This is a genomic window from Anaerococcus vaginimassiliensis (assembly GCF_900626155.1).
Lineage (GTDB): Bacteria > Bacillota > Clostridia > Tissierellales > Peptoniphilaceae > Anaerococcus > Anaerococcus vaginimassiliensis.
Map to the genome: position 1 here is coordinate 111612 of NZ_LR130844.1, position 22477 is coordinate 134088.

Here is a 22477-nt window from a genome sequence, read left to right on the forward strand (position 1 = left end):
GATGCTTCTAGCAATTGATATAGAAAATAGAACTACTAATTTTGGATTATTTGAAAGTGATAAAATGCTTGCAAATTTCACTCTTGCCAGTAGCAAAGATAGGTCTGCTAGTGAACTTTACCTTGTAATTAAATATCTACTTCTAGACAAAAAAATAGATATGGATAAAATAGATGACGTAATAATATCATCTGTTGTCCCAGAACTAGATAAAACTTATGCTACAATTGGAGAAAACATCATTGGAAAAAGTCCAACATTTATATCTGCCGGTCTTAAGATTGGAATAAATATAAAATGCGACAATCCAAAGGACGTTGGAAGTGATAGAATAATTAGGGCAGTTGGTGCAAGAGATAGATTTAAAGATGACCTAATAATAATTTCCGCATCAACTATAACAACCATTGACTATATCAACAGCAAAAAAGAATTTGTAGGTGGTTTGATTATGCCAGGCATAAATCTCTTCCAAGAATCCTTATTCAAGGAAAGCGCCAAGCTTCCTCAAGTTGAAATAATTAAAAGTGAAAAGATCTTAGGAAAAACTACAACTAGCGCTATGCAAAACGGTATATATTTTGCCTACAAATCAGCAATTATTTCTATAATTGATAGAATAATAGACCAACATAAATTAGATATTAAAAACACCAAAATAATTATAAGTGGTGAGTACAATAGTCTTATACAAAATGAAAAATATAAGCTAGAGACCATTTCGAACCTTGGTCTATATGGGTTAAATAAAATTTATAAACTAAATATGAAAAAATAAGTACTTTAAAAGAGCTCATAATTGAGCTCTTTTATTATCTAATAACTTTTATTTGACCTTTTTTCTTTTTCTTAACACTACTATTATCAAAACTAGAAGAATTATTATAAATGGCCAGAACCTCACTACGAATACTATCGTATCAAATACAAAGGCTTTTACTAAGGCAAAGGAATCTTCAAAGGCGATTTTTATCCTCTCACCCAAGTTAGGGTTTTTATTTATTCTCCTATTATAGGAAAAAACTTCTCTTACATAAATATTGAATGTATCGTAGCTAATTCTTTCATCCAAATCATTTTTATCTTCATTTATTTGGTCCAGTTCTGTTTCAATCTCAAGTATTTTACTTTGAATAGCCAAAGTATCTTCTATAGTAGCAGCACTTTTCAAAAGCTCATTCAGTTTGGCGATTTCTTTTTCTTTGCTAGAAATTAGCTTATTTATATCTACATATGGCTTATTTAAGTCATTTATGTATTCGTTACTCGAAGATAATCTCCCGAGTTTTTCGATGTTTTCTTTGAAATCTTTTGACTTATCTTTAGGTATTTTTACAGTCACATTAAGATTTCTAAGAGTCCCTTCATCTGTGACATAAGAATTGTAATTTTGAGATAAAACCATTATCTCATCATCATTTATTAGATCTTTTACTTTTGATACATCACTATCGAAATCAACAGTCTCAAGTTCTATATCATATATTTTCTCTTTATTATCTTTATCGTAAGAATACTCTCTATTTTCTAGACTGCTATCATCCTCGATAGTCTTCTCCTCTGCATAATCTACTGCTTCTTTTGTAGAGATTACACTTCTATCTTCAGTCACATAAGAATTGTAGGCAGCGCACGATGTTAGAGATATGGATAAAGTTAAAACTAAAGCTATAAATGATTTTTTCCTCATATAATCACCTTCCTTTTTATTTTTATACCCCTTTAGCTAAATAAAATATAAATATATGTGCCAAAGTCATTAACGGAAGAGTAATCATAAACTTTTTATGTTTGGTCTTGTGGTGGATTATTTTCATTGTAATATACATAGTAAAAGCTGACCCCAACATTCCTACAAGTAAGAGTACATTTTCTCTTATCCTATTTCTCCTAAATTTCTTGCTAGCTATTTTATCGTAACAAGTTAGAATTATTCCTATAATGTTGATAGTAATCAGATAAATTATAAGCTCTATTTCCATAACAAAAAACTGGTGAAAATCCACCAGTTAACCGCCTTTCCTTATTTATTGATAAAGTTATCAATTGCCTTTTGAGGAATTCCTATATCTTCTATAACACACTTATCTCTAAGTCTATTTATATTATAAATCCCTTTTTTCATAACTTGCATACAAACAATCAAATCGCTATCAACAACCTCTCCCCACTCTTTTCCAGTACTTGCATCAAGCCCTGACGGAATGTCGATAGATATTGTATATTTCATTGTCCTATTGATAAGAGAGATAACAAAAGCCTCAACTCCTTGAACAGTCCTGTTTAAACCTGTACCAAAGATTCCTTCAACTATGGTTGATACTTCACTTAGGTTTTCTTCCATTTGATTTATATCATCTATGCTTATTACTTCATATATTCTATCAGTTAGTTTTTCGCAAGCTCTATAATTTAAAATAAATTCTTCACTAGCTTTATTTAAATCACCGACTATATATATTTCAACATAGAAATTGTTTGCTAATAAATTTCTAGCAAGAGCAAGACCATCTGCTCCATTATTGCCACATCCAACAACTATGGCAAAGGACTTTCTAATATCCAAATTTATATTTTTCATAAGAGCAAGCCCTGATCTTTCTACCAAACAAATAGCTGGGATTTTTAAGACATTTATGGCATAATTATCAATTTGTTGCATCTTATCTCTATCAACTACAAGCATTTTTTACCTCAATCTCAAATCTTCACCAAATATTTCATATATCCTACTATTATTGCCCATTATCCTAGAAAAAATTCTAGAACCGTAGACTTCTTGGAGAGCCTCTTCGTCCAAATTTGATGAAAATATTATTGGCTTTCCATCGTTCATTCTTTCATTTACAACATCAAATAAATTTGACCTATCGGATTGACGGCTGGCTTCTGCGCCTAAATCATCTATTATTAGTAGGTCACAATCAAATATCAACTTGTATTTTTCCTCTAAGTTCTCACGTCTATCCTCAAATGCATATAGATAATCATTTAAAAATTTAAAAAGTTTGGTTGATGTCATATATACAACAGAAAAATTCCTATCTAGTATTTCTTTAGCAATTGAATTAATCAAAAATGTTTTTCCCCTACCTACATCACCATATATGTAGACATTTCCAGTTTCATAGACGAAATTATTAATAAATCTCTTTAAATCATTTACAACATATCTCATATTTTCATATGGACTTGCACCCTTTTCTATGTTTACATTCTTTGAAAATAGGTTTATATTAAATGAATTAAAGTTTTCTTCTGCTATTTGATTTTTGATGTTTGATTGGCTGTATTTTTGATCGATTATTAGTTGTTTTCTGCATGAACACATCTTAGTTCCTACGAAACCTGTATCCTTGCAAGCTTCGTGGAAATATTTTATATCCATATAATCTCTGGAAAAACCATTTATCTCTAATAATCTTCTTTTTTCTTTAGTTAGAAAGTTGATTTTTTCCTCATAGCTTCTTGTATCAACTCCACTTGCTATTAGCTTTAGAGTAGTAAAACCAATTTCTTTGATTTGCTTATCCAAAGATTTTATTTGTGGGACTTTTTCATAAACTTCCGCTATCCTTCTATCTTGGTTAATCTTGTCATCTTTCCTTCTTTGTTCAAGAATGGCACTTGCCTTTTGACTAGGAGTCATTGTCCTCACCTCTTTGTTCTAGGATTTGATTTAATCTTTCTTCTTTTCTTCTTTGGATAAAAGATGAAACTTCTTTATTTGTATTGTTATTTTGTCCAGATCTAGGATTTGCCTTTCTTCTGTACTGGCGAGGAGATCTTGATCTTAGAAGTTTGTCTCTTTCTTCTTTCATCCTTAGATCATTTAGACTTGATATGTTTTGATCTCTCCATGTTTTTACAAAACCCATTACATATTTGACATCAACATTTCCACTTAACTTAGCCTGCCTAAAAGCTTCAGTTACAAGTTCTGGATCACAATTATATTCGAGAATTGTTTCTTGAATCCTCGTAATATCTGCCGGTGTTAGATTTCTATTTATCATTGTTTCAATATTTGTAAACATGATTGATTTTCTTTGAGCTAAATCATAAGCAGATTCACTTGACTCGTTATCCTCACTGTCGCCAAAATACATCTGCCTTAGGGAAACTATTTCTATATAATCAGTTCCATTGTCAGCTCTTTTTTGTCTAAAAATCCCCATGTTGACCCAATATTCAACAGCCTTATCGAATCTTTCATCAGAAAATCTCAACTGCCTTTTAATTTTTCCCGCATCTACCCTGTTGTAGTTATAACAATCCTTATAAATTAAAAGATAGACTTTAATAGCATCGCCGTCAGCCATTTGAACGTAGGTATTTAAAAACATATTTTCCAGTGGAGTTGTTCCCATATCTAGTTTCAAATCTTGCATCTTAAAGTCCATAATAATCATCCTTTTTAATTTTCATAGTGAGTATTTTAGTATATATCAACCCCGATTTACACTCAAAATACTCTTCGTCACATTCTATATCTTGATTTTCAAATACTTCTTCCTTGTAGTAATCTTCTACAAAACCACATTTTTTGTAAGCCTTTAGAGCTCTTTTATTAAACAGATTTACATCAAGAGAAACTTCCCTTAGCTTGTATATCAAAAAAGCTTTTTCTAATAATAAGTTGATAGCTTCTGGTCCATAACCCATTGAGGTATAGGCACTATCAAATACAATTCCAAGCTTGGCTTTTTTAGTAAGTGGATTAATTTGTTTTAGTCCTATAAATCCTATAAATCTATCGTCTTCTAATTTTTTTACTGCAAAATATTTCTTTCTTGGAGTAGAAATTGATCCATACCAAAGTTTTATTTCAAAATCTGATAGCTTGGAATAGTTGTAACCAACAAGCCTTGGATCAGAAAAGTCAATCCAAGTTTTTATTTCTTCTGCAGTTTCTTGATTCATTTTCTCTAAATAAATCCTAGGCATTTTCTTCTCTTTGACTTAGGTCTCTAAAGGTTGTACATGGTTTGTTGAAAAATAACTCAACAGTACCTGTTGCACCATTTCTGTGTTTAGCAAATATTAATTTCGCTATATTTGGATTATCTTCCTCATCATAATAATCTTCTCTATATAAAAGCATAACAACGTCTGCGTCTTGTTCTATAGCTCCAGATTCTCTCAAGTCTGATAGAATAGGTTTATGATCTGATCTTTTGTCTGCTTCACGAGAAAGCTGAGCTAGGGATAAAATTGGGCAATTTAATTCTTTTGATAAAGATTTTAATCCTCTAGAAATAGAAGCAATCTCATTTTGCCTATTTTCTTGTCTACCATCAGCTTGCATCAACTGTAAATAGTCAATAACAACAAGATCGAGTCCTGCTTCTGCCTTTAGTCGTTTTAGTTTACTTCTCATCTCTGAAAGTGTAATTCCAGGTGTTTCGTCGACATATATATCTTTTGAAGTAATTTCTTTGGTAGCGTGAATTAGAAGCTGCCAATCTTCATCTCTAATTGATCCGTTGATAATATTTTCAAGGTTTACCATAGAAACCATAGATAAAAGTCTTTGGTTAAGTTGGTAGGTACTCATCTCTAGTGAGAAAAAGGCAACAGATTTACCAGCTTTCGCTGCATTCCAACCTATAGTTAGACCAAGAGCAGTCTTACCCATAGCAGGTCTTGCTGCAAGAAGAATTAGCTGAGATTGTTGAAGACCTGACAGTTTGTTATCTACCATGTTTAAACCAGTAGTAACACCAGTTATAGTTCCATCGGCAAGAGTTAATTCGTTAATCTTTTGAAGTGTCTCTTCCATAGTATCTGAAAGTCTTACCAAGCCTTGATTGTGATTAACTTGAGAAACTTCAAATATCTTTGATTCTGCTGTTGATAATATAGAATCGATCTTTCCATCATGCCTGTAGCTTAAATCGATAATATCCTCACTTGCCCCTATTAGACTTCTTAGAATAGATTTTTCTTTTACTGATCTGGCATATGTATCGATATTTGGAGTATAAAATGAGGAGAGGGTAATCTCTGTGATAAACTCCTCCCCTCCAACTTCTTGTAAAATATTTTCATTCTTTAACTGGGATAACAAAGAAATCTCATCTACCTTGATGTCCTTTTCAAACATCTTGATGATGGACTTATATATCCTCTGTGTTCTAGAATCATAAAAGTCTACAGGTTTAATAATTTGATTGACACTATCGAAAGTTTCATTTTTTGCGAGAATACTTCCGATTATAGCTTGTTCTGCTAAGAAGTCATGTGGTAGGGGCCTTAGGCCCTCAGTCATTATTCTGCCTCAGCAACTACGTTAACTTTAAGGTCTGCGTTTACTCCTTCATAAAGTCTAGCATTAAGTACGAATTCACCAACTCCGTTGATTTGTTCAACTTCTTCGATTCTCTTTCTATCGATTTCGATTCCTTCTTCAGCTAGGCTCTCAGCAATGTCTTTGTTAGTTACTGAACCAAATAGTTTGCCGTCTTCTCCAACTCTTACTTTCTTTGTGATTGTTAGAGCTTCGATTTTTTCCTTAAGAGCTTCAGCTTCTTTTCTATTTTCAGCTTCTTCTTTCTTAAGTTCTTCTCTCATTTTTTCAAGTTCAGCCATATTTTCTTTAGTAGCTTTTACAGCTTTGCCTTGTGGATCTAGGAAATTTCTAAAATATCCTGGTTTAACATCTACAAGGTCTCCCTTAACTCCAACTCTTACAATATTATCTGTTAGTATTACTTTCATTTTCTTCTTCCTCTCTTAAATATTCATTTATTGCTTTCCTTAACATGTCTTCAGCATTTTCCAGCGTCATATCTAATTGGGTTGCAGCAGCTGTTAAGTGACCGCCACCTCCGATGCGCTCTAATATTAATTGTACCGATATATCGCCTAAGCTTCTACCTGATATGTGAATTTTATTGTTAGAAATGGTTAGCACAAAGCTTGCCAAAACTCCCTTAATATTTAACAAATCATCCGCAGCTTGCGAAGCTATTAAAGTCGATCCATCAATATCTCTTTTAAAGTGGGCTATAGCTATAAAATCATTCACTATAAATGAGTCTGCAATGACTTCTGATTTATATTTTACTATTTCAAAATCATCTTTAAACATTCTCTTGATATAAACAGAATCTGCACCCCATCTTTTAAGAATTGATGCTGCTTCAAAGGTCCTTACTCCAGTTTGGTAGACAAAGTTTTTGGTATCTACTGTTATTCCTGCAAGAAGGGATTCTGCAACAGCTGTCCTTGCCTTAAAGTCCTCATCTAGATAAGATAAAATCTCTGTAACTAGCTCTGATGCACTTGAAGCGTAAGGTTCGATATATGAAATAGTCGCATTTTCAATATAATCCTTACCCCTTCTGTGATGGTCGATAATAAATATATTATCGCTCTTTTCAAGAAGAGCTGGCGATTCAGTAGAATTCTTCCTATGGTTATCAGTTACTATTATAAGTGATTGGGGACTAATCTTTGCTAAAGCTTCACTTTCGGTTAAGATGTTTCCCTTTAGTTCATCTAATTCACTGGTGACCCTATCATACATATTTTCAATAGGTCTAGTAACTTCATTTAGGACGATGTAAACATCCTTTCCCATATCAAAAGTTCCTTCATATATTCCTAGTGACGAACCAAAAGAGTCCATATCAGGATTGTTGTGACCCATGATGTAAATATCAGGTGATGATTGGATCATTCTCTTTAGAGCTTGGGATATTACCCTAGATCTTACCTTGCTAGTTTTCTCTATCGCCTTAGTTTTTCCACCAAAGTATTCATAATTATCTTCAAGTTTGACTACAGCTTGGTCTCCTCCACGAGATAGGGCAATATCAACTGCCTCTCTTGAATCCGAATATATTTCTGTTGGATTTGATCCAGCTATACCAACACCAATTGATAAAGTTGGTGGCAAGCTATTTCCCTTGTCAATATTTCTAACTTCATCTAAAATAGAAAACTTAGATTCGTGAACATCTCTATAGTCTTGATATTCACTAATAACCATGAACCTATCATTTTCATATTTTCTTATCAGACAATTATGCTTTTTAAAATACTCATTTATAACCCTATCAATTTCGCCAAGAACAGCTGGTCTATCAACTGACTCGGTTGCATTTCTAATATCTTCATAATTATCTATGAAAACAGAATAGAAAACTAGTCTCTTATCCTTAAATAGCTGCTTGATGGACTCATCATAGGTATTATCTATACCATATAAGAGCGTCTGACTTTTGCCAGTTTCCTTGTTAGTTACAGTTTGATAATAAAATTGTAAAATTTTATCTTTGATGGTTATATTTTTAGGTAGTTTCAAACCATCACTTTTAAAATCTACTTCCTTAAAATCCGGTAGAAAACTTTCTAATTCACTACCTACAATAGATTTATTATCAAACAAGTCTCTAAAATATGTGTTATGCCACTTGATTGTTCTATCATCCTCAACGATTACTATAGGAAAGGGCATCTCAAAGACTACGTTTTTAGTTATAATGTCAAAAGAAACATTCATATCATCAACGTAGGCTTGGAGATCATCTAATCTCTGTTTGTTGATACTTTTTAGATAAAAGTACAAAACAACAGTCAGGATTATACCAATCGTTCCAAGAATCTGATTATAATAGAATAAAATCAAAGAGACAAGACTAGGCAGGAGTATTATAGCAATAATATTACTCTTTCCTACATACTCATCTTTCTTCTTCATTAAAGCTCCTTTTCTTTCTTACATCTAATATTATATCAATAAATCCCAAGATTATGAACAATATTATAAGAAATTGTAGCAAAATAATTACAAAAAACCACTGGAATCCCCTAGATAAGGGAATATTTGACTTTGAAATCATGTAATCATATGCTGACAATCCATTAAAGGCGAGAATTTCTACAAGTATAGCCAAAATATTGACTTTAACATAAGTCATATTTAACTTAAGAAAATTGCAGACAATATATATAATAGCCATAAATGCAATAATAGTCAAAATATCTTTGCTTTCAATTCTTATTTCGTTTATATTATCTAAATCCTCTAGGCTTCCTTCTTTTATATTTACATAATTTCTAATTAACTTTATCCCTAAAATAGAATAAATAACAGAAAAGAATGTAAACATACTTGGAAAAAGCGCAAGGCTTAATTTGTAAACATCTAAGGAGAAGTTATAGTCCAAACTACTTTCCAAATATTCTTTCATGTTACCTGCCAAAGAATCTAAACTTGCGCCTTCCCTTTTCATAGCAAAAACATATAGGCCAATGAAGATCAAGCTTAAAACTATAGCTACTAGAACAATCTCAGCTTTATCACTCTTGATATATTTAATCGCTAGTGTAAAGAGCAAACTTATAGCCAAAATCGAGATAAAAATAGCAAGGCTATCATACAAATCCAAATATAAAAGACTTATGCTAAAACTTAAAACAAATACTAAGAAAAACTTCCTAAAGCCATTTCTAAATATGTAAATACTAAAAAGTACGGGAACTAAAGCCAAAGGAATAATTGAAATATTAGATACGAATACTAAAATCCCAACCAAAGATAGCATAAAAACAGCTTCAACTATATTATTTAATTTCTTGTTAATATCCATAAATTTCCTTTCACTTAATCTAATAATAATTAAGCTATAGATATTTTACTACATCTTTCTCTTTACTCAATTATAAAGATTATAAATCATATCTTATAAGGCTTGGATTTATAACAAAGAATAAGTATCTTCATCAATTAATTTTCTCCTCTTAAATATTTTTATAGTAGATATTGAACATAGTAAAGAAAGACCATAAACTAATACCGAAACTAAAAGAGTTAAAAGACCTGCGACCTGAACAAACTTTGAATCTGGCACAAAAATGTTTACTATAAAAAAAGATGTCCATACAGAAATTGATGAATTTAGGGGAACACTTAAATATATTGATTTGAAATCAGTATATTTTCTAAAGATTATAAATGTTATAAAGTCAGCAAGAAAACCTGCTAGACCTACAGCAATACCTCCATAGATACTAAACCTAATTAATAAAAGTCCTAAAAGTCCTGTAATTATTGACACGGTACCAATTTTTTTTGTTTTTAAGACTGCCCCAGTTAAGATAAAGGTAAAAAGTGGGGTAGTCGTAAAAATTCTAGATCCAGGTATTGGGAAAAACCTAGATAATATGTAGAGTCCCTTACCAAATATAAACATCAAAGCAAGTGATATACCCATAATACTAATATCTTTTGTAGTTAACTTTTTCATAAAATCCCCAGTCTATTTTAAAATTTATCCTGAATAGAATAGCTATTCAGGATGATTTTTTAAGCATAAGAATGCAGCGATGGAAGGAGGGTGTTTACTCCAATATAGGTAAAGATTACACAAATAAAACCTACTATAGAAAAAATAGCAGCTCTCTTACCAGACCAACCCCTAGATTTTCTTAAGTGAAGATAAATTGCATAAACTATCCAGGTAATTAAAGACCAAGTTTCTTTAGGATCCCATGCCCAATACCTACCCCAAGCTGATTCTGCCCAGATAGATCCAGTAATCATAACTAGAGATAAGAAAATAAAACCAAATGCAGATACCCTATAAGATATTAAGTCTAAGTTTTCTTTATCAGGAAGGTTCTTAGAAGAAAAGTTATCATTAGTGAATTTATCTCTTGCAAGATACATCGCAGATACTCCTGCTGCAACTGCAAAGGCACCATAAGATACTATTGCAAGAGTAACGTGGACTGCCAACCACTTGCTATCAAGGGCTGGCATCAAAGGTCTAACTGATTTATCTCTCATAGCTGCATATCCGATTATTAAAAATAAAATTGGACTGACAAAAGTACCCATTGCTAATAGTTTGTACTTTCTCTCAAATATTAAGAAGCATAAACTAACTCCCCAAGCAAAGGCATTCGCAAATTCGTACTGATTGGATAAAGGAATCCTTCCTGCATTTACCCATCTTACTATAAGCGCTAATGTATGAGCAATAAAACCTGCTGTTAATACTTTCTTTCCAAGTTGACCCCATTTTTCGCTTTTGTTTACAAACAAAAGAACGAATAATACAACCGATACAAGATACCCTGCCAAGGCAAGATAAAATAATATATGTTCAATTTTTAATAAATCCATTATCTATTCTCCAATTCTTCTAAAATTTTATTTACTTTTCTCTCAAAAATTTTATCATTTTTACTTTGCTTTATAAAAATTTTGTTTTTATTTCCATCTTCTTCTACTAGTATCATTTCTTTAGGATTCACATAGAAGGATAAAAATAAACCTACTAATAAAATTATCCCTCCAACAAGAGCTATTGGAACCGCTGGATCTTTTGCTACTTGTAGCAAGGTAAACATCCTAGGATTTTCTAATACAAAGGTGTATTCTTCCCACTCGATTGGATCTCCTACGTGATTTAAACCCATATCCACTCTTTCTCCATCATAAAATAGTGCATATAAAGCTACAGGATGTTTCAAAAATGGAGTCACAGTTCTAGGTTTTGTAGGATTTTTCGAATCAAAATCTGGATAAAAATCTGCAAGCTGCAAGGCTATTTTCTTATCATCTTCTACAAATACTTCAGATTTGTATAAAATTTTTTCCTTATATGATTTTTCATTCTTAAACAACAAAGCATCTACAGCCCATCCCGTTGAATTTTGATAAACATTAAAATCACCAAACCTAAAAGGATGATTTACCATAGATGTACCTTTTTTTACTTCCTTGCCATCTTTGTCAAGGACAGTCAGCTCAGTTATGTATTGTTCAACAGTAAAATCTTCTCTAAATAATACATTATAATTATCTATTCTAATTTTATAGTCCGAATTTTCTAGCTCTAAAGTTTCACCTGGAACTCCATACACTGTTTCATCGAAACCTTTGTATCTACCATAACCAAAGGCAAGTATGATCACTATTATGGATAGGTGGGTTAACCATGAACCTAAGTGACCAATTTTATTTGAAAACTTGTATTTTATATTATTCCCATTTATGGTAGTTTCTTTGTAGTCGCCAAAACCTAAGTCCTTAAAAAGTTTTCTACTATCATTAACCTCGCCTATATCTCTAAAATCATTGATACTAACTAGCTTTTTTTCTAGATCCGGGTCTTTAAAGGAACTTTTTATTATAGGTCTAAATCTGTTCACAGAACATAAAAATAGATTAATTAGTAAAAGTCCTGTTAAAAACAAATACCATGGTGAAAAATACATATCATCAAGCTTGAATGCTAGAATAATTTCAGCCATTAGCGGTGAATAAGTATGCCTATAAAAGCTAGGATCGTTTCCTTGAGGAATTACCGTTCCAATTAGCGATGCAAGAGCTATCACTACTAGAAGGATTATCCCAACTTTCATAGTATAAAAAGATTTTATTATTCTTTTAAATATGTTATCTTTTTTCATGTAACTCCTTTAATATAAAAGGACTCAATTATTTAGTCTAATTGAGTCCTTGAATTTTATTTGTACTTATTTAATATCTCCATACCTTCATCAACAAGCTCTTCTGCTTCATCAAGGTTTTTGTGAGCTTTATTAGAATTGTGGAATCCTTCTCCATTTTCTACAAATACAAAATCCCATTTGAATTGAGCTTTTCTATGAATATCTTGAAGTTTAGCCTTGTCTTCTTCTGACAAGTCTCCTTTTTCGATATGAACTGCAAGCTCATCAATATAAGCTTTCAATTTATCACTAACTTCATTGGTTCTATCAAATACTCCGCCTTGAACTTCCTCAACCCATGCTATCAATTGATCTGCATCTTTATCTTTATGACAAGCAGTACAAGTATTTTCTAAAGTTTCCTTATTCTTTAGTGGACTTGTCCAGTGATGAGATTTAACCATAGACCCATCTTCTGCCTCTACTTCTGGCATATGACAATCTATACAGGTTAGTCCTGCTGACTCATGAGCTGATCCGTGGAATGTTTCGAATTCAGGATGTTGAGCCTTCAATAAGGATGCTCCCGTTTGTGGATGCTCCCAATCCTTAAATTCAATTTCGTCATAATACTTTAACATGTCGTCTGTCTCGACTCCATATTTTGTTGGCATGATTACTTCTTTAGTTTCATCATCTAAGTAATACTCAACGTGACATTGGGCACAAGCCAAAGTTTCAACTTTAGTTGTACTTGGCATTTCACCTTTTTCTATTGCATTTTTAGTATGTTGTCTAGTTACTTGGATATTAGGAACATCGTTCATATGACAATCATAACAAGATATAGTAGACATATCTGGCTTTGAATCTACAAATTCATCAAAATCCATAGAGTTTACATCTACTCCATCTTTCTCTAAGGCTACAACAAAATCAGCAGTTTTACATGCCAAACAACTTGCACCAGCCTTAGGTCGTTTAGTATTTAGTACATCCTCCAAAGCATAGTTGTGTCCTCTTGCCCTATCATATTGTTTAGAAAATCCATAACCTTCATAGAACTCTTTTAGATTAGGATTTTCTTCTAGATAGTCAACTTGGACGGAACCACCATATTTGGTCTCACTCATGTCAGCATTAGCTTGATATGTAGCATAAACATCTGGGTACATTTCTTTCCAATCTTCTGCTCTTTTTATTTCTGTATCTTGATTTGAACAAGCAGAAAGAGAAAATGCAAAAGCGAGGGAAGCTACTATACCCAACAATTTCTTTTTCATAGCTCCTCCTTTATATTTCTTATACTTTATTTATAACTTATAAGTAAAAATTTGTAAAAGAATTATCATGTTATTTTTGTAATTTATAATGTCGATATGATACGAAAGAAAAAAGTGCAAGTAAATATAAAACTTGCACTTAAAAGTTAATCAATGTTCAATTTTTCTAGAATTTCATTTCTATATTTTGTAAATTGTTCACTAGTTCTTTGCCTTGGATAAGGAAGATTTATATCTACTACATCCTTTATCCTTCCAGGATTTGCTTGCATGATTATTACCTTTGTTGACATGTAGATTGCCTCATCTACATCGTGGGTTACCATTATGGTTAGGTTTTTTTCTTCTTGCCACAAGTCTAAGATTAAATCTTGCATATTCATTCTTGTAAAGGCATCTAAAGCTCCTAATGGTTCATCTAACAGCATTATTTCAGGCTTATTTATTAGAGTCCTAATGAGAGATACTCTTTGTGCCATACCACCTGAAAGTGCGTTTGGATACAGATTCTTAAAATCTTCTAGTCCTACTTTCTTTATAAGACTTTCTACTTGTTTGTTATCTGTATTTTTCTTTAAGTCACTTGCAAAGGACACATTTTCTTTAACGCTTAGCCATGGGAATAAATTCGCCTTTTGAAATACCATTCCCCTATTTACAGAAGGACCTTCGATATTTTCCCCATCGAGACTTAGTGATCCAAAGCTTGGTTTAATAAGTCCTGCTATTAGTCTAAGCATAGTTGATTTCCCACATCCTGATGGGCCAACTATAGATATAAATTCGCCTTCTTTTGCCTTAAAGCTAACATCTGCTATGGCATGGGTCAAGCCATCTTGGTCGGCCCTTTGAAATAATTTTCCTACATTATCAAGTACCAATTCACTCATTAGTTAACCCCTTCCTTTTTCCAAACGAGGATTCTATCGCTAATTTTTTTAATTAAGATATTTACAATAATAAAAGTAATAGCTAAGAGAATTATCGCACCATACATTGCAGAATAGTCTGCCCATGAGCTCTTCCATGTTATATACCAACCAAGTCCTGATTCAACTCCCATCATCTCTGCAACTATAAGTGCATTACAAGCAGCACTCATAGCAGATACTAGTCCTTGGAAAATATTAGGACTTGCTGATGGTATGGCGATTTTTCTTACTATCTGCATATTGTTTGCTCCTAGGGTTTGAGCTGCATCATAGTAGGCTGGGTTCACATTTCTAATACCTGTAATTGTTGATAGACTTACTTGAAACCAAACTCCTAGGGCGATGATAAAGACTGCACCTTGGAACAAGTTAATTGCTAAAACCATTACAACTGGTAGCCATGTTGTTGTTGGAATTGGTCCTAAAAGTTTAAGAATTGGATCGACCCAATAATTTACCTTATCAAAATATCCTGCTAGTATTCCTGTTATTATTCCAAGAAGTGATCCTATGATATAGCCTGTAAATAATAATTTTAGTGATGATACTACAGACTCTAATAGATAAGATTTATCTGCTGCCATAGAGTTTAAAATCATATCTAACCATGGAAAATATGGCAATTTTAGGATAGCTTTTTTTAGGGTAAGTACATCAAAAATTATAAATATTACAAAAACAGCTGTAAATAGAGGCCACTTATATGATAAGCGGTCTCTAAGCCTTTCAATTTTAAATGATAGGATTAGCTCTATTAGATAGATTGCTATTAAAAATCCTAGAAACTTTGGATATAGATTTGTTGCACTTACACTAGGATCCGCATTTGGTAATAATAGATACTCTCCTATGGCTAAAAAAGCAACTATAAGTGGAATTAGAAGCTTAAAGAATGATGTTTTCTTACCATTATTTTCTAGCTTTTTCAAATCTTTTTTAGTTAGTTCATCTCGGATAGCATTTGTATCTTCCATACTAATCTATTTCCTTTCTTGGATTTTTACTTCTCCATTTCCTAATGGTCTCCAATATTCACTTATATAATCTTCTGTTGATTTAGATGAATCTATAAGGTTTAACTTCTTGTAATCGTCAAAGTATGCTCTGATTGTATCGAGTCCATCTTTATTGTCTAAGTTATAGTCATATTTTTTCAATAAATCAACAGCTACATCTGGATCTCCAGAGGCTAAATTTTTAGCTTGTAGTTTTGTTACAGCATCTTCAGGATTTTCTGCAACATATTGATTTCCCTTTTCAATTTGTTCTGCAACAAGCTCTGCAAGCATAGGATTTTGATCAACAAAGTCCTTGTTAAAGGCTGTTACACAGCAAACTTCTTTCTTGAAGTCCTCATCTGTTGTTAGAGACCTAATTGGTCTAATCTTGCCAGATTTTAGAAATTCTTGAGCAAATTGGTCATCAAGAACAGCTCCTTTTATTTCTCCATTTTCTAAAGCTTGGATAACAGCAGCTGGATCTACCGGTTTAATGTTTACTTCGTTTGGATCTATTCCATCATTAACCAAAAATCTTAAAAGTGTGTTGTGACCGCTGTTTCCTATACCGTTTGTTACAGCAATATTTTCTTTTACTAAATCTTTAGTTGATTGATATGAACTTTCATCTAGTACATAAAGTGATTTACAACCTGAATGACTTGCTGTAGAGAAGACATAGTTAAGTCCCTTAGTTGCCGGAACTAGGAGTCCACCGAATTCTCCAGTCATAACATCAATTTGTCCACTTCCTAGTGCATCTTTACCTGATTTAGTATTTACAAATTCTACATCAATATTGTTTTCTTTGAAGTACCCTTCGATTTCAGCCATGTTTTGACCTGCTATACAAAGATCTCCATCAAAACCGATTCTTACCTTTGTTCCGTATCTTGGTTCTTCATCAATAAAATGATTTTCATCTAGAACTTTTCCTTCTGTCTTTGTTTCTTCCGTTTGTGATGTTTCTGTATTTTGTGATGTTTGTGCCTCTTCTCCATTCTTAACACAAGATGAAAGGCTTAGTGCCATCAAAAGAGCTAGCGCAATTGTTTTTTTGTTTTTCATATTCTCTCCTTATTTACAACATGAATCGTATTCAACTTTTTCTATATCAAAGTTTGGATCGTCAAAGTTTATAATTTCTTCTTCTTGATAATCAGCAGTGCTAGCTTTCACTTGACTAGTTGCTGTAATTTTATTATTATCGATTGGATTTGTTTTTTGTTCTACTTTAGAAGTAGAACAGGCAGTCAAGATTGTAAAGCTAGAAATTATAGCTAGTTTTTTAATAAATTTCATATTACCTTCCTATATTTTTTTAGCATACAAAAGACCCCGCCCTGTAAAAGGACGAGGTCTACCCGTGATTCCACCTAAATTCATCTCTAGAACAATCTAGAAAACTCATTTGCGATATAACACTCGCACTGTCATAGCCTAATTAGTCAGCTACAAAACTCAAAGATGCACTTCCATACAAATAAAATCTAGGCTTTCTCAGCTATCACCCTCTCTGTAAGACTTATTCTATATGTACTTTTCTTATCATGGTTTTATATGGATTTTATATACTACTGTTTCAGTATACTATGTTTTTTAATTCCTTGCAATATGCTAGGAATTATTTTTCTAGATGTAAATTGAAAGCTACTAAGTATAATGAATATAGAATTATAAAGAGGAAAATATGAACAAAGAAACAATAAAAGATTTTGATATATCAATAATTTCAGATCCCCATGTCCTAGCTGGAAACTTGATGGGAACTAGCGAAAGTTTTATAAAAGAATTAAAAGTTGAAAGAAAGTTGGTCGTAGAAAGTGAAGCTTTATTTAAAAGAGCCTTAGAAATTGTAGATAGAGCCCAAAGCGAGTATCTAATTCTCCCTGGAGATTTAGTCAAAGAAGGAGAATATGAGTCTCACAAGCTTGTGGCTACATATCTAAAAATTTGGAAAGAAAAAGATCCTAAGAGAAAAATCTTCATGATTCCAGGCAATCACGATTTAAACAACCACAGGTCTTATGATTACAAAAAAGATCAAAAGACCAAAAATGTATCTCCTAGAGAATTTGAAGAAATCTATGATTTCATCTACAAGGATGATTCTATAGTTGAGTTTTATAGAGATAGCGATATTTTTAAGTCTTATCTGGATAAGGTAAATAAAATATATGATAGGTCTTATGAGTTTTCTTACTACGCCCATGGATATTTTTCGTATCTTGCAAGGATTAAGAAAAACTCATCAACAGAAAATGGACTATCTATAATTATGGTAGATACTTCAATTTATTCTGCTGATACTGAGGAAAAACATAGGGATGGTAGGGAAAATATCCCAGGATCTATTACCATAGAACAAATCAGATGGATTGTTCAAAAGATTGAAGAAGCAAAGTCTAGAAAGGATATGGTTATACTTGTCGCTCACCACGCCCTTGTACCAAACTTTAGAAATCAAGAAGTAGCCTTCTCTCCATTTATAATCAAAGAATGGAGAGACATATTGAACGATCCAGATCCAAGGATTAATAGAAAAACTCCAATAGAAGTCTTTGCTGATTGTGGGGTCAAATTTGTATTTACTGGTCACTTGCATGAAAATGGTACCGCCAAGTATACAAGTGCCTTGGGTAATTCAATCTATGATATCCAAACTGGATCTACTATAACCTACCCACTTCCAATCAGGCATATTTATATTGAAAATAAAACCTCAACAGATCACGGTTTTGATGTTTTTGTAAATACTGAGCTAATAGATAAATTCATCTATACAGATCATTATGGAAAACATCACAAAGTAGACGATGCAATCCTTTATACAATGACAGACCAACTAAGCTTAAATGACGTCATCCATAATTATATTAGGATCCAAGCAAATAATCCAAAGCTCGATAAATTGCATTTCAAAAAGGAAATTATAGACAATATAAGCTCAAAGACAGGTATCAATATTCCTTATGAAAACTATATGAATGAAATAGTTTTTCCTAAGATTGCTGATAGATTTCCCATTTACAGCAAGTTTATTGGAAGGATTATAGTAAATGACGTAAACAATCACTACGAATTTAGAATTAAGGCCCTAGCAAATACCTTATTTATAAAGGCAGAAAATATAGAAGAAGCTGTAGATAATATTCTAGCTCAGGCTGAGAAAATTTTGACACCAACTTTTGTAATCAATGCTATGGATAGGATTACTAATAAAATATTTTCTATGCCTATAGATGATGAAGGTCACACTTTCTATGATTTTGCCAATTACATTTACCAATATAGATCTACTAATCCAAAGGAAAAACCTGCCTATATCCAGCAGATGATTGATAATATAAATGATCATTCCTACGATATAATTGGAACCTTGCTTGATTATGGAGCAAGCGAAATCAATGAAGTATTTGATAAGGTGACTAGCGAAACAAAGCTTGAAAAAGATGGGTCAAATAAGAAATTTTTTAACGATTTGATTCAAACTAAGGGATTTCCTGTAAATCTCGCCTACAAATATATGGTAGCAAGAGTTACAACGCTCAGAGATTTACTAAACTTCTTTTCTAGATTTATAACTAAAAAATCTAAGATAACAGGAGTTGACTTGGCGAAAACTATTGCTTATTCAAGAGTTATGACAAGAGCTAAGGAAAATATATCAAATAAGATGTTCGGTCAAGCATCTTTGAGATATTTTGTCTTAGGTCTAATCGGTGAAATCAACCAAGAAATGACCTCTATTTATCAAAATGCCAACTTAAATGAATTAGACCACTATTTCAATTATATCGAATATGACGATACAAATAATTAATTGTTAGCTTAGAAAATTTATGTTACAATTTACTTAAAAATTAAAAAGGAGAATAAATATGGACGATGGAGCCTTATGGCCGAAATTAATACTTATAATTATACTAACAATGGTAAATGCCTTTTTTGCTTCTGCAGAGATGGCTATGGTTTCTGTAAACAACAATAAAATTAAAGAATTAGCTGAAAATGGAGATACTAGAGCTAAAACTTTGATAGCTTTATCAGCTGATCAGACAAGATTTCTATCAACTATACAAGTTGCCATTACCCTTGCTGGATTTTTCTCATCTGGTTCAGCTGCAACTAGTATATCAAAAGTTTTAGGAGACGTTTTTAAAAATCTTGGAATCGGATACGGACAAACCATAGCATTTATCCTTGTTACCTTTGCCCTATCCTATGTGACTTTGGTCTTAGGAGAGCTAGTTCCTAAAAGAATTGCCCTCCAAAATCCTGAATCTGTCGCATTAAAATCAAGCAAAATCATAGCAATAGCATCCAAATTGTTTTACCCTTTTGTAAGATTGCTTTCCCTAACAACAGTTTTGGTTTTAAAACTAATAGGTAAATACTCAGAAGATGTTGAAGAGAAAATATCTGAGGAAGAATTAAAATCCTACATTAGAGTTTCAAGTCAACAAGGTGTAATAAATAGCCAAGGCGAGGAGATGATTGTCAATATTATGAGCTTTGATGATAAAATCGCCAGAGAAATCATGACTCCTAGAACATCTATATATATGATAGACTACGATGAATTTAATATAGATACTATAAATGATTTGCTAGAAGAAGGGTACTCTAGGGTTCCAGTTTATAAAGATAGCATAGACAATATATTGGGCACAGTTTATATAAAAGATTTATTCCTAGAATATAAGAGAAATGACTACAAAAAAATAAATCTAGATAATTGCATAAAAGATGCCTACTATGTACCTGAAACTAAAAAGATAGATATCCTCCTTAAGGAACTTCAAGAAAATAAAAACTACATAGCAATCCTAATTGATGAATATGGTGGATTTTCTGGAATGGTAACTGTAGAAGATATAGTTGAAGAAATCGTAGGCGAAATAGAAGACGAATATGATGAAAAGCTTCCTGAAATACAAAAGATTAGCGAGGATGAATTCATTGTTGATGGAAGTATGGATATAGATGATGTCAATGAACATATAGGTACTTATCTTTATTCTGATAAACACGAAACTATATCAGGGCTTATAATAGAGAACCTAGATTTTATTCCTAGTGATAATACTTTAGATACACTATCAATTAGCTGTTTCGGTTGCGAGATAAGAAAAATAGTTGTAGATGACAAGAAGATTCTAAAGGCTAATATACTTATAAACAAAGATCAACAAGAAGAAGCAAAAAAAGAATACAAACTTCATTATAAGAAAAATAGACCCTAGCTAGGGTCTATTTTTAGTATTCATATTCATCGTGATGAAGGACTGGATCTTGGGTAAAGTTGATACCTAGTTCTCTAAGCATTCTTCTTTGATTATCCTCAAGGATAACTGTAGAGTGAGCATCAAGTCCTCTTAGCTTTTCAATTTGTTCCATAGCCATATGGCTTAATGGATTTGTAGTAGCTGATATAGATAAAGCTATTAGCATTTCGTTAATAGATAAGGAAGTTTCCTTGCCACCCAAGGATTTAGTTTTTAACTTAGAAACTGGCTCTATAATATGTGGTGAAATTAATAGAATCTCATCATCAAGCTTACCTAATTTTTTAAGTGCGTTTAATATACAAGCTGACGGAGCTGTTAGTAGGTCGCTTTTCTTACCTGAAATAATCTTTCCATTATCAAGTTCAATAGAAAATGCTTCTGTCTTACTAGTTTTAGCTTTATCCCTCGCTTTAACAGCTACAACCCTATCTTCGGGACTAATTTCTAATTGGCTCATTAGCATTTCTATTTTTTCTAGGGCATGGTAGCTTTCTTTGGCAAATCTATAGTCAATTAAGGTATTGTAATATCTTCTGATGATTTCTTCTTTGCTCGCTGTTTTAGCAGCTTCTTCGTCCTCTATACAATAGCCTACCATATTTACACCCATGTCTGTTGGAGACTTGTAAGGGCAAGATCCCATTATCTTTTCAAACATTTTCTTTAAAATTGGGAAGGCTTCAACATCTCTATTATAATTTACAGCAAGTTGACCATAAGAATCCAAGTGATATGGATCTATCATATTTACATCATCAAGGTTGGCTGTAGCTGCTTCATAGGCCATATTTACTGGATGTTTTAGGGCAATATTCCATATTGGAAATGTTTCAAACTTTGCATATCCAGCATTTATTCCAGCTTCATGGTCTAAATACATTTGTGATAAACAAGTTGCCATCTTGCCAGATCCTGGTCCTGGAGCTGTTATAACTACCAAAGGTCTTGTAGTTATGAGTCTTTCGTTTCTTCCAAAACCATCCTTAGAAATAATATGGTCTATGTTATTTGGATATCCTTCTATATCGTAAGTTTTGTAATTTGGAATATTAAGATTATCCAGATATTTAAGGTATTTGATAGCTTTTGGTTGGTTATCAAATTGGGTAATAATAATCCCACTTACATAAAAACCATAATCTTCAAAGGCCTTCTTTAGCCTTAGACTTTCAACATCATAAGAAGTTTCATTGTCACCTCTTACCTTGTTGTTTTCTATGTCATTGGCATTTATGGTAATTATTATTTCCGCTTGGTCTTTTAAGTTTAGGAGCATTTGTAGTTTAGAATCTGGCAAAAATCCTGGGAGAACTCTTGATGCGTGCTCGTCATCAAAAAGCTTTCCTCCAAATTCTAAGTATAATTTATCGAAACTTTCTATCCTCTCGAGAATCTTCTCTGATTGCAACTTCAAATATTTATCGTTATTAAAAGCTAATTTCACTCTGACCTCCAATCATATTCTTAGATTATACCAAAAAATCTTCTACAAAAAAAGTTATTTTTTGGGCATCATATGTATTTATTTTCTACTTTTATCTTATCGTACTTTATAGACAAAT

At 32.3% G+C, this 22477-nt stretch carries 22 protein-coding genes and 1 other annotated feature; of the genes, 3 read left to right on the forward strand and 19 right to left on the reverse strand.

Annotated elements, in window-relative coordinates:
• The first annotated feature begins 1 nt into the window (after position 1).
• Positions 2-778: a type III pantothenate kinase gene (locus E0D87_RS00540; RefSeq protein WP_130818922.1), complete on the forward strand. Its 777-nt coding sequence runs from the start codon at positions 2-4 to the stop codon at positions 776-778.
• Between the two features lie 48 nt (positions 779-826).
• On the opposite strand, the gene E0D87_RS00545 is transcribed toward E0D87_RS00540, so the two are convergent.
• The 18 genes from E0D87_RS00545 to E0D87_RS00630 form a co-directional block, all read right to left on the reverse strand.
• On the reverse strand, positions 827-1690 hold the full coding sequence (locus E0D87_RS00545) for a DUF4349 domain-containing protein (RefSeq protein ID WP_130818923.1): 864 nt from the start codon (positions 1688-1690) through the stop codon (positions 827-829).
• A 22-nt stretch (positions 1691-1712) separates the two neighbouring features.
• Entirely contained in the window at positions 1713-2006 is a 294-nt protein-coding gene (locus E0D87_RS00550; RefSeq protein ID WP_341272776.1) for a DUF1294 domain-containing protein, read from the reverse strand.
• A gap of 17 nt (positions 2007-2023) precedes the next feature.
• Positions 2024-2686, reverse strand: coding sequence for an NAD(P)H-hydrate epimerase (locus tag E0D87_RS00555; protein ID WP_130818924.1), 663 nt, complete (start codon positions 2684-2686; stop codon positions 2024-2026).
• Between the two features lie 3 nt (positions 2687-2689).
• Positions 2690-3649, reverse strand: coding sequence for an ATP-binding protein (locus E0D87_RS00560; protein WP_130818925.1), 960 nt, complete (start codon positions 3647-3649; stop codon positions 2690-2692).
• Complete coding sequence (locus E0D87_RS00565) at positions 3639-4403, reverse strand: DnaD domain-containing protein (RefSeq protein WP_130818926.1); 765 nt, start codon at positions 4401-4403, stop codon at positions 3639-3641. Before E0D87_RS00565 ends, E0D87_RS00560 begins: the two co-directional genes overlap by 11 nt.
• Positions 4393-4947, reverse strand: coding sequence for a GNAT family N-acetyltransferase (locus E0D87_RS00570; RefSeq protein WP_130818927.1), 555 nt, complete (start codon positions 4945-4947; stop codon positions 4393-4395). The genes E0D87_RS00565 and E0D87_RS00570 overlap by 11 nt, the downstream gene beginning before the upstream one ends.
• Positions 4940-6271, reverse strand: coding sequence for a replicative DNA helicase (gene dnaB, locus E0D87_RS00575; protein WP_130818928.1), 1332 nt, complete (start codon positions 6269-6271; stop codon positions 4940-4942). The genes E0D87_RS00570 and dnaB overlap by 8 nt, the downstream gene beginning before the upstream one ends.
• Positions 6271-6720, reverse strand: a complete 450-nt coding sequence (gene rplI, locus E0D87_RS00580) for a 50S ribosomal protein L9 (RefSeq protein WP_004835216.1) — start codon at positions 6718-6720, stop codon at positions 6271-6273. The genes dnaB and rplI overlap by 1 nt, the downstream gene beginning before the upstream one ends.
• Positions 6698-8707, reverse strand: coding sequence for a DHH family phosphoesterase (locus E0D87_RS00585; RefSeq protein ID WP_130818929.1), 2010 nt, complete (start codon positions 8705-8707; stop codon positions 6698-6700). The genes rplI and E0D87_RS00585 overlap by 23 nt, the downstream gene beginning before the upstream one ends.
• Complete coding sequence (locus tag E0D87_RS00590; protein ID WP_130818930.1) at positions 8691-9599, reverse strand: DUF2232 domain-containing protein; 909 nt, start codon at positions 9597-9599, stop codon at positions 8691-8693. The genes E0D87_RS00585 and E0D87_RS00590 overlap by 17 nt, the downstream gene beginning before the upstream one ends.
• 108 nt (positions 9600-9707) lie before the next feature.
• Entirely contained in the window at positions 9708-10256 is a 549-nt protein-coding gene (locus E0D87_RS00595) for a hypothetical protein (RefSeq protein WP_130818931.1), read from the reverse strand.
• A gap of 59 nt (positions 10257-10315) precedes the next feature.
• Entirely contained in the window at positions 10316-11137 is an 822-nt protein-coding gene (gene ccsB, locus E0D87_RS00600) for a c-type cytochrome biogenesis protein CcsB (RefSeq protein ID WP_130818932.1), read from the reverse strand.
• On the reverse strand, positions 11137-12429 hold the full coding sequence (resB, locus tag E0D87_RS00605; RefSeq protein WP_130818933.1) for a cytochrome c biogenesis protein ResB: 1293 nt from the start codon (positions 12427-12429) through the stop codon (positions 11137-11139). The genes ccsB and resB overlap by 1 nt, the downstream gene beginning before the upstream one ends.
• A gap of 56 nt (positions 12430-12485) precedes the next feature.
• Positions 12486-13694: an ammonia-forming cytochrome c nitrite reductase subunit c552 gene (locus tag E0D87_RS00610; RefSeq protein WP_130818934.1), complete on the reverse strand. Its 1209-nt coding sequence runs from the start codon at positions 13692-13694 to the stop codon at positions 12486-12488.
• A 146-nt stretch (positions 13695-13840) separates the two neighbouring features.
• Positions 13841-14584 carry an ABC transporter ATP-binding protein gene (locus E0D87_RS00615; RefSeq protein ID WP_130818935.1) on the reverse strand — a complete coding sequence of 248 codons (744 nt, stop codon included), beginning with the start codon at positions 14582-14584 and terminating at the stop codon, positions 13841-13843.
• Positions 14584-15600 (reverse strand): ABC transporter permease, encoded by a 1017-nt coding sequence (locus E0D87_RS00620; protein WP_207278244.1) that lies wholly within the window; start codon positions 15598-15600, stop codon positions 14584-14586. The genes E0D87_RS00615 and E0D87_RS00620 overlap by 1 nt, the downstream gene beginning before the upstream one ends.
• 6 nt (positions 15601-15606) lie before the next feature.
• The gene (locus E0D87_RS00625) at positions 15607-16692 is read right to left on the reverse strand and encodes an ABC transporter substrate-binding protein (protein ID WP_130818936.1); all 1086 of its coding nucleotides are present in this window, start codon (positions 16690-16692) and stop codon (positions 15607-15609) included.
• 9 nt (positions 16693-16701) lie between these two features.
• A complete protein-coding gene (locus E0D87_RS00630) occupies positions 16702-16926 on the reverse strand; it encodes a hypothetical protein (RefSeq protein WP_130818937.1) in 225 nt (74 codons plus the stop codon).
• Between the two features lie 44 nt (positions 16927-16970).
• Positions 16971-17185, reverse strand: a binding site (T-box leader).
• A 129-nt stretch (positions 17186-17314) separates the two neighbouring features.
• Here E0D87_RS00630 and E0D87_RS00635 point away from each other — a divergent pair.
• Positions 17315-19447 carry a metallophosphoesterase family protein gene (locus E0D87_RS00635; protein WP_130818938.1) on the forward strand — a complete coding sequence of 711 codons (2133 nt, stop codon included), beginning with the start codon at positions 17315-17317 and terminating at the stop codon, positions 19445-19447.
• A gap of 58 nt (positions 19448-19505) precedes the next feature.
• Positions 19506-20870, forward strand: a complete 1365-nt coding sequence (locus E0D87_RS00640) for a hemolysin family protein (protein WP_130818939.1) — start codon at positions 19506-19508, stop codon at positions 20868-20870.
• A gap of 13 nt (positions 20871-20883) precedes the next feature.
• On the opposite strand, the gene E0D87_RS00645 is transcribed toward E0D87_RS00640, so the two are convergent.
• Complete coding sequence (locus E0D87_RS00645) at positions 20884-22359, reverse strand: DUF1846 domain-containing protein (RefSeq protein WP_130818940.1); 1476 nt, start codon at positions 22357-22359, stop codon at positions 20884-20886.
• Positions 22360-22477 lie beyond the last annotated feature (118 nt).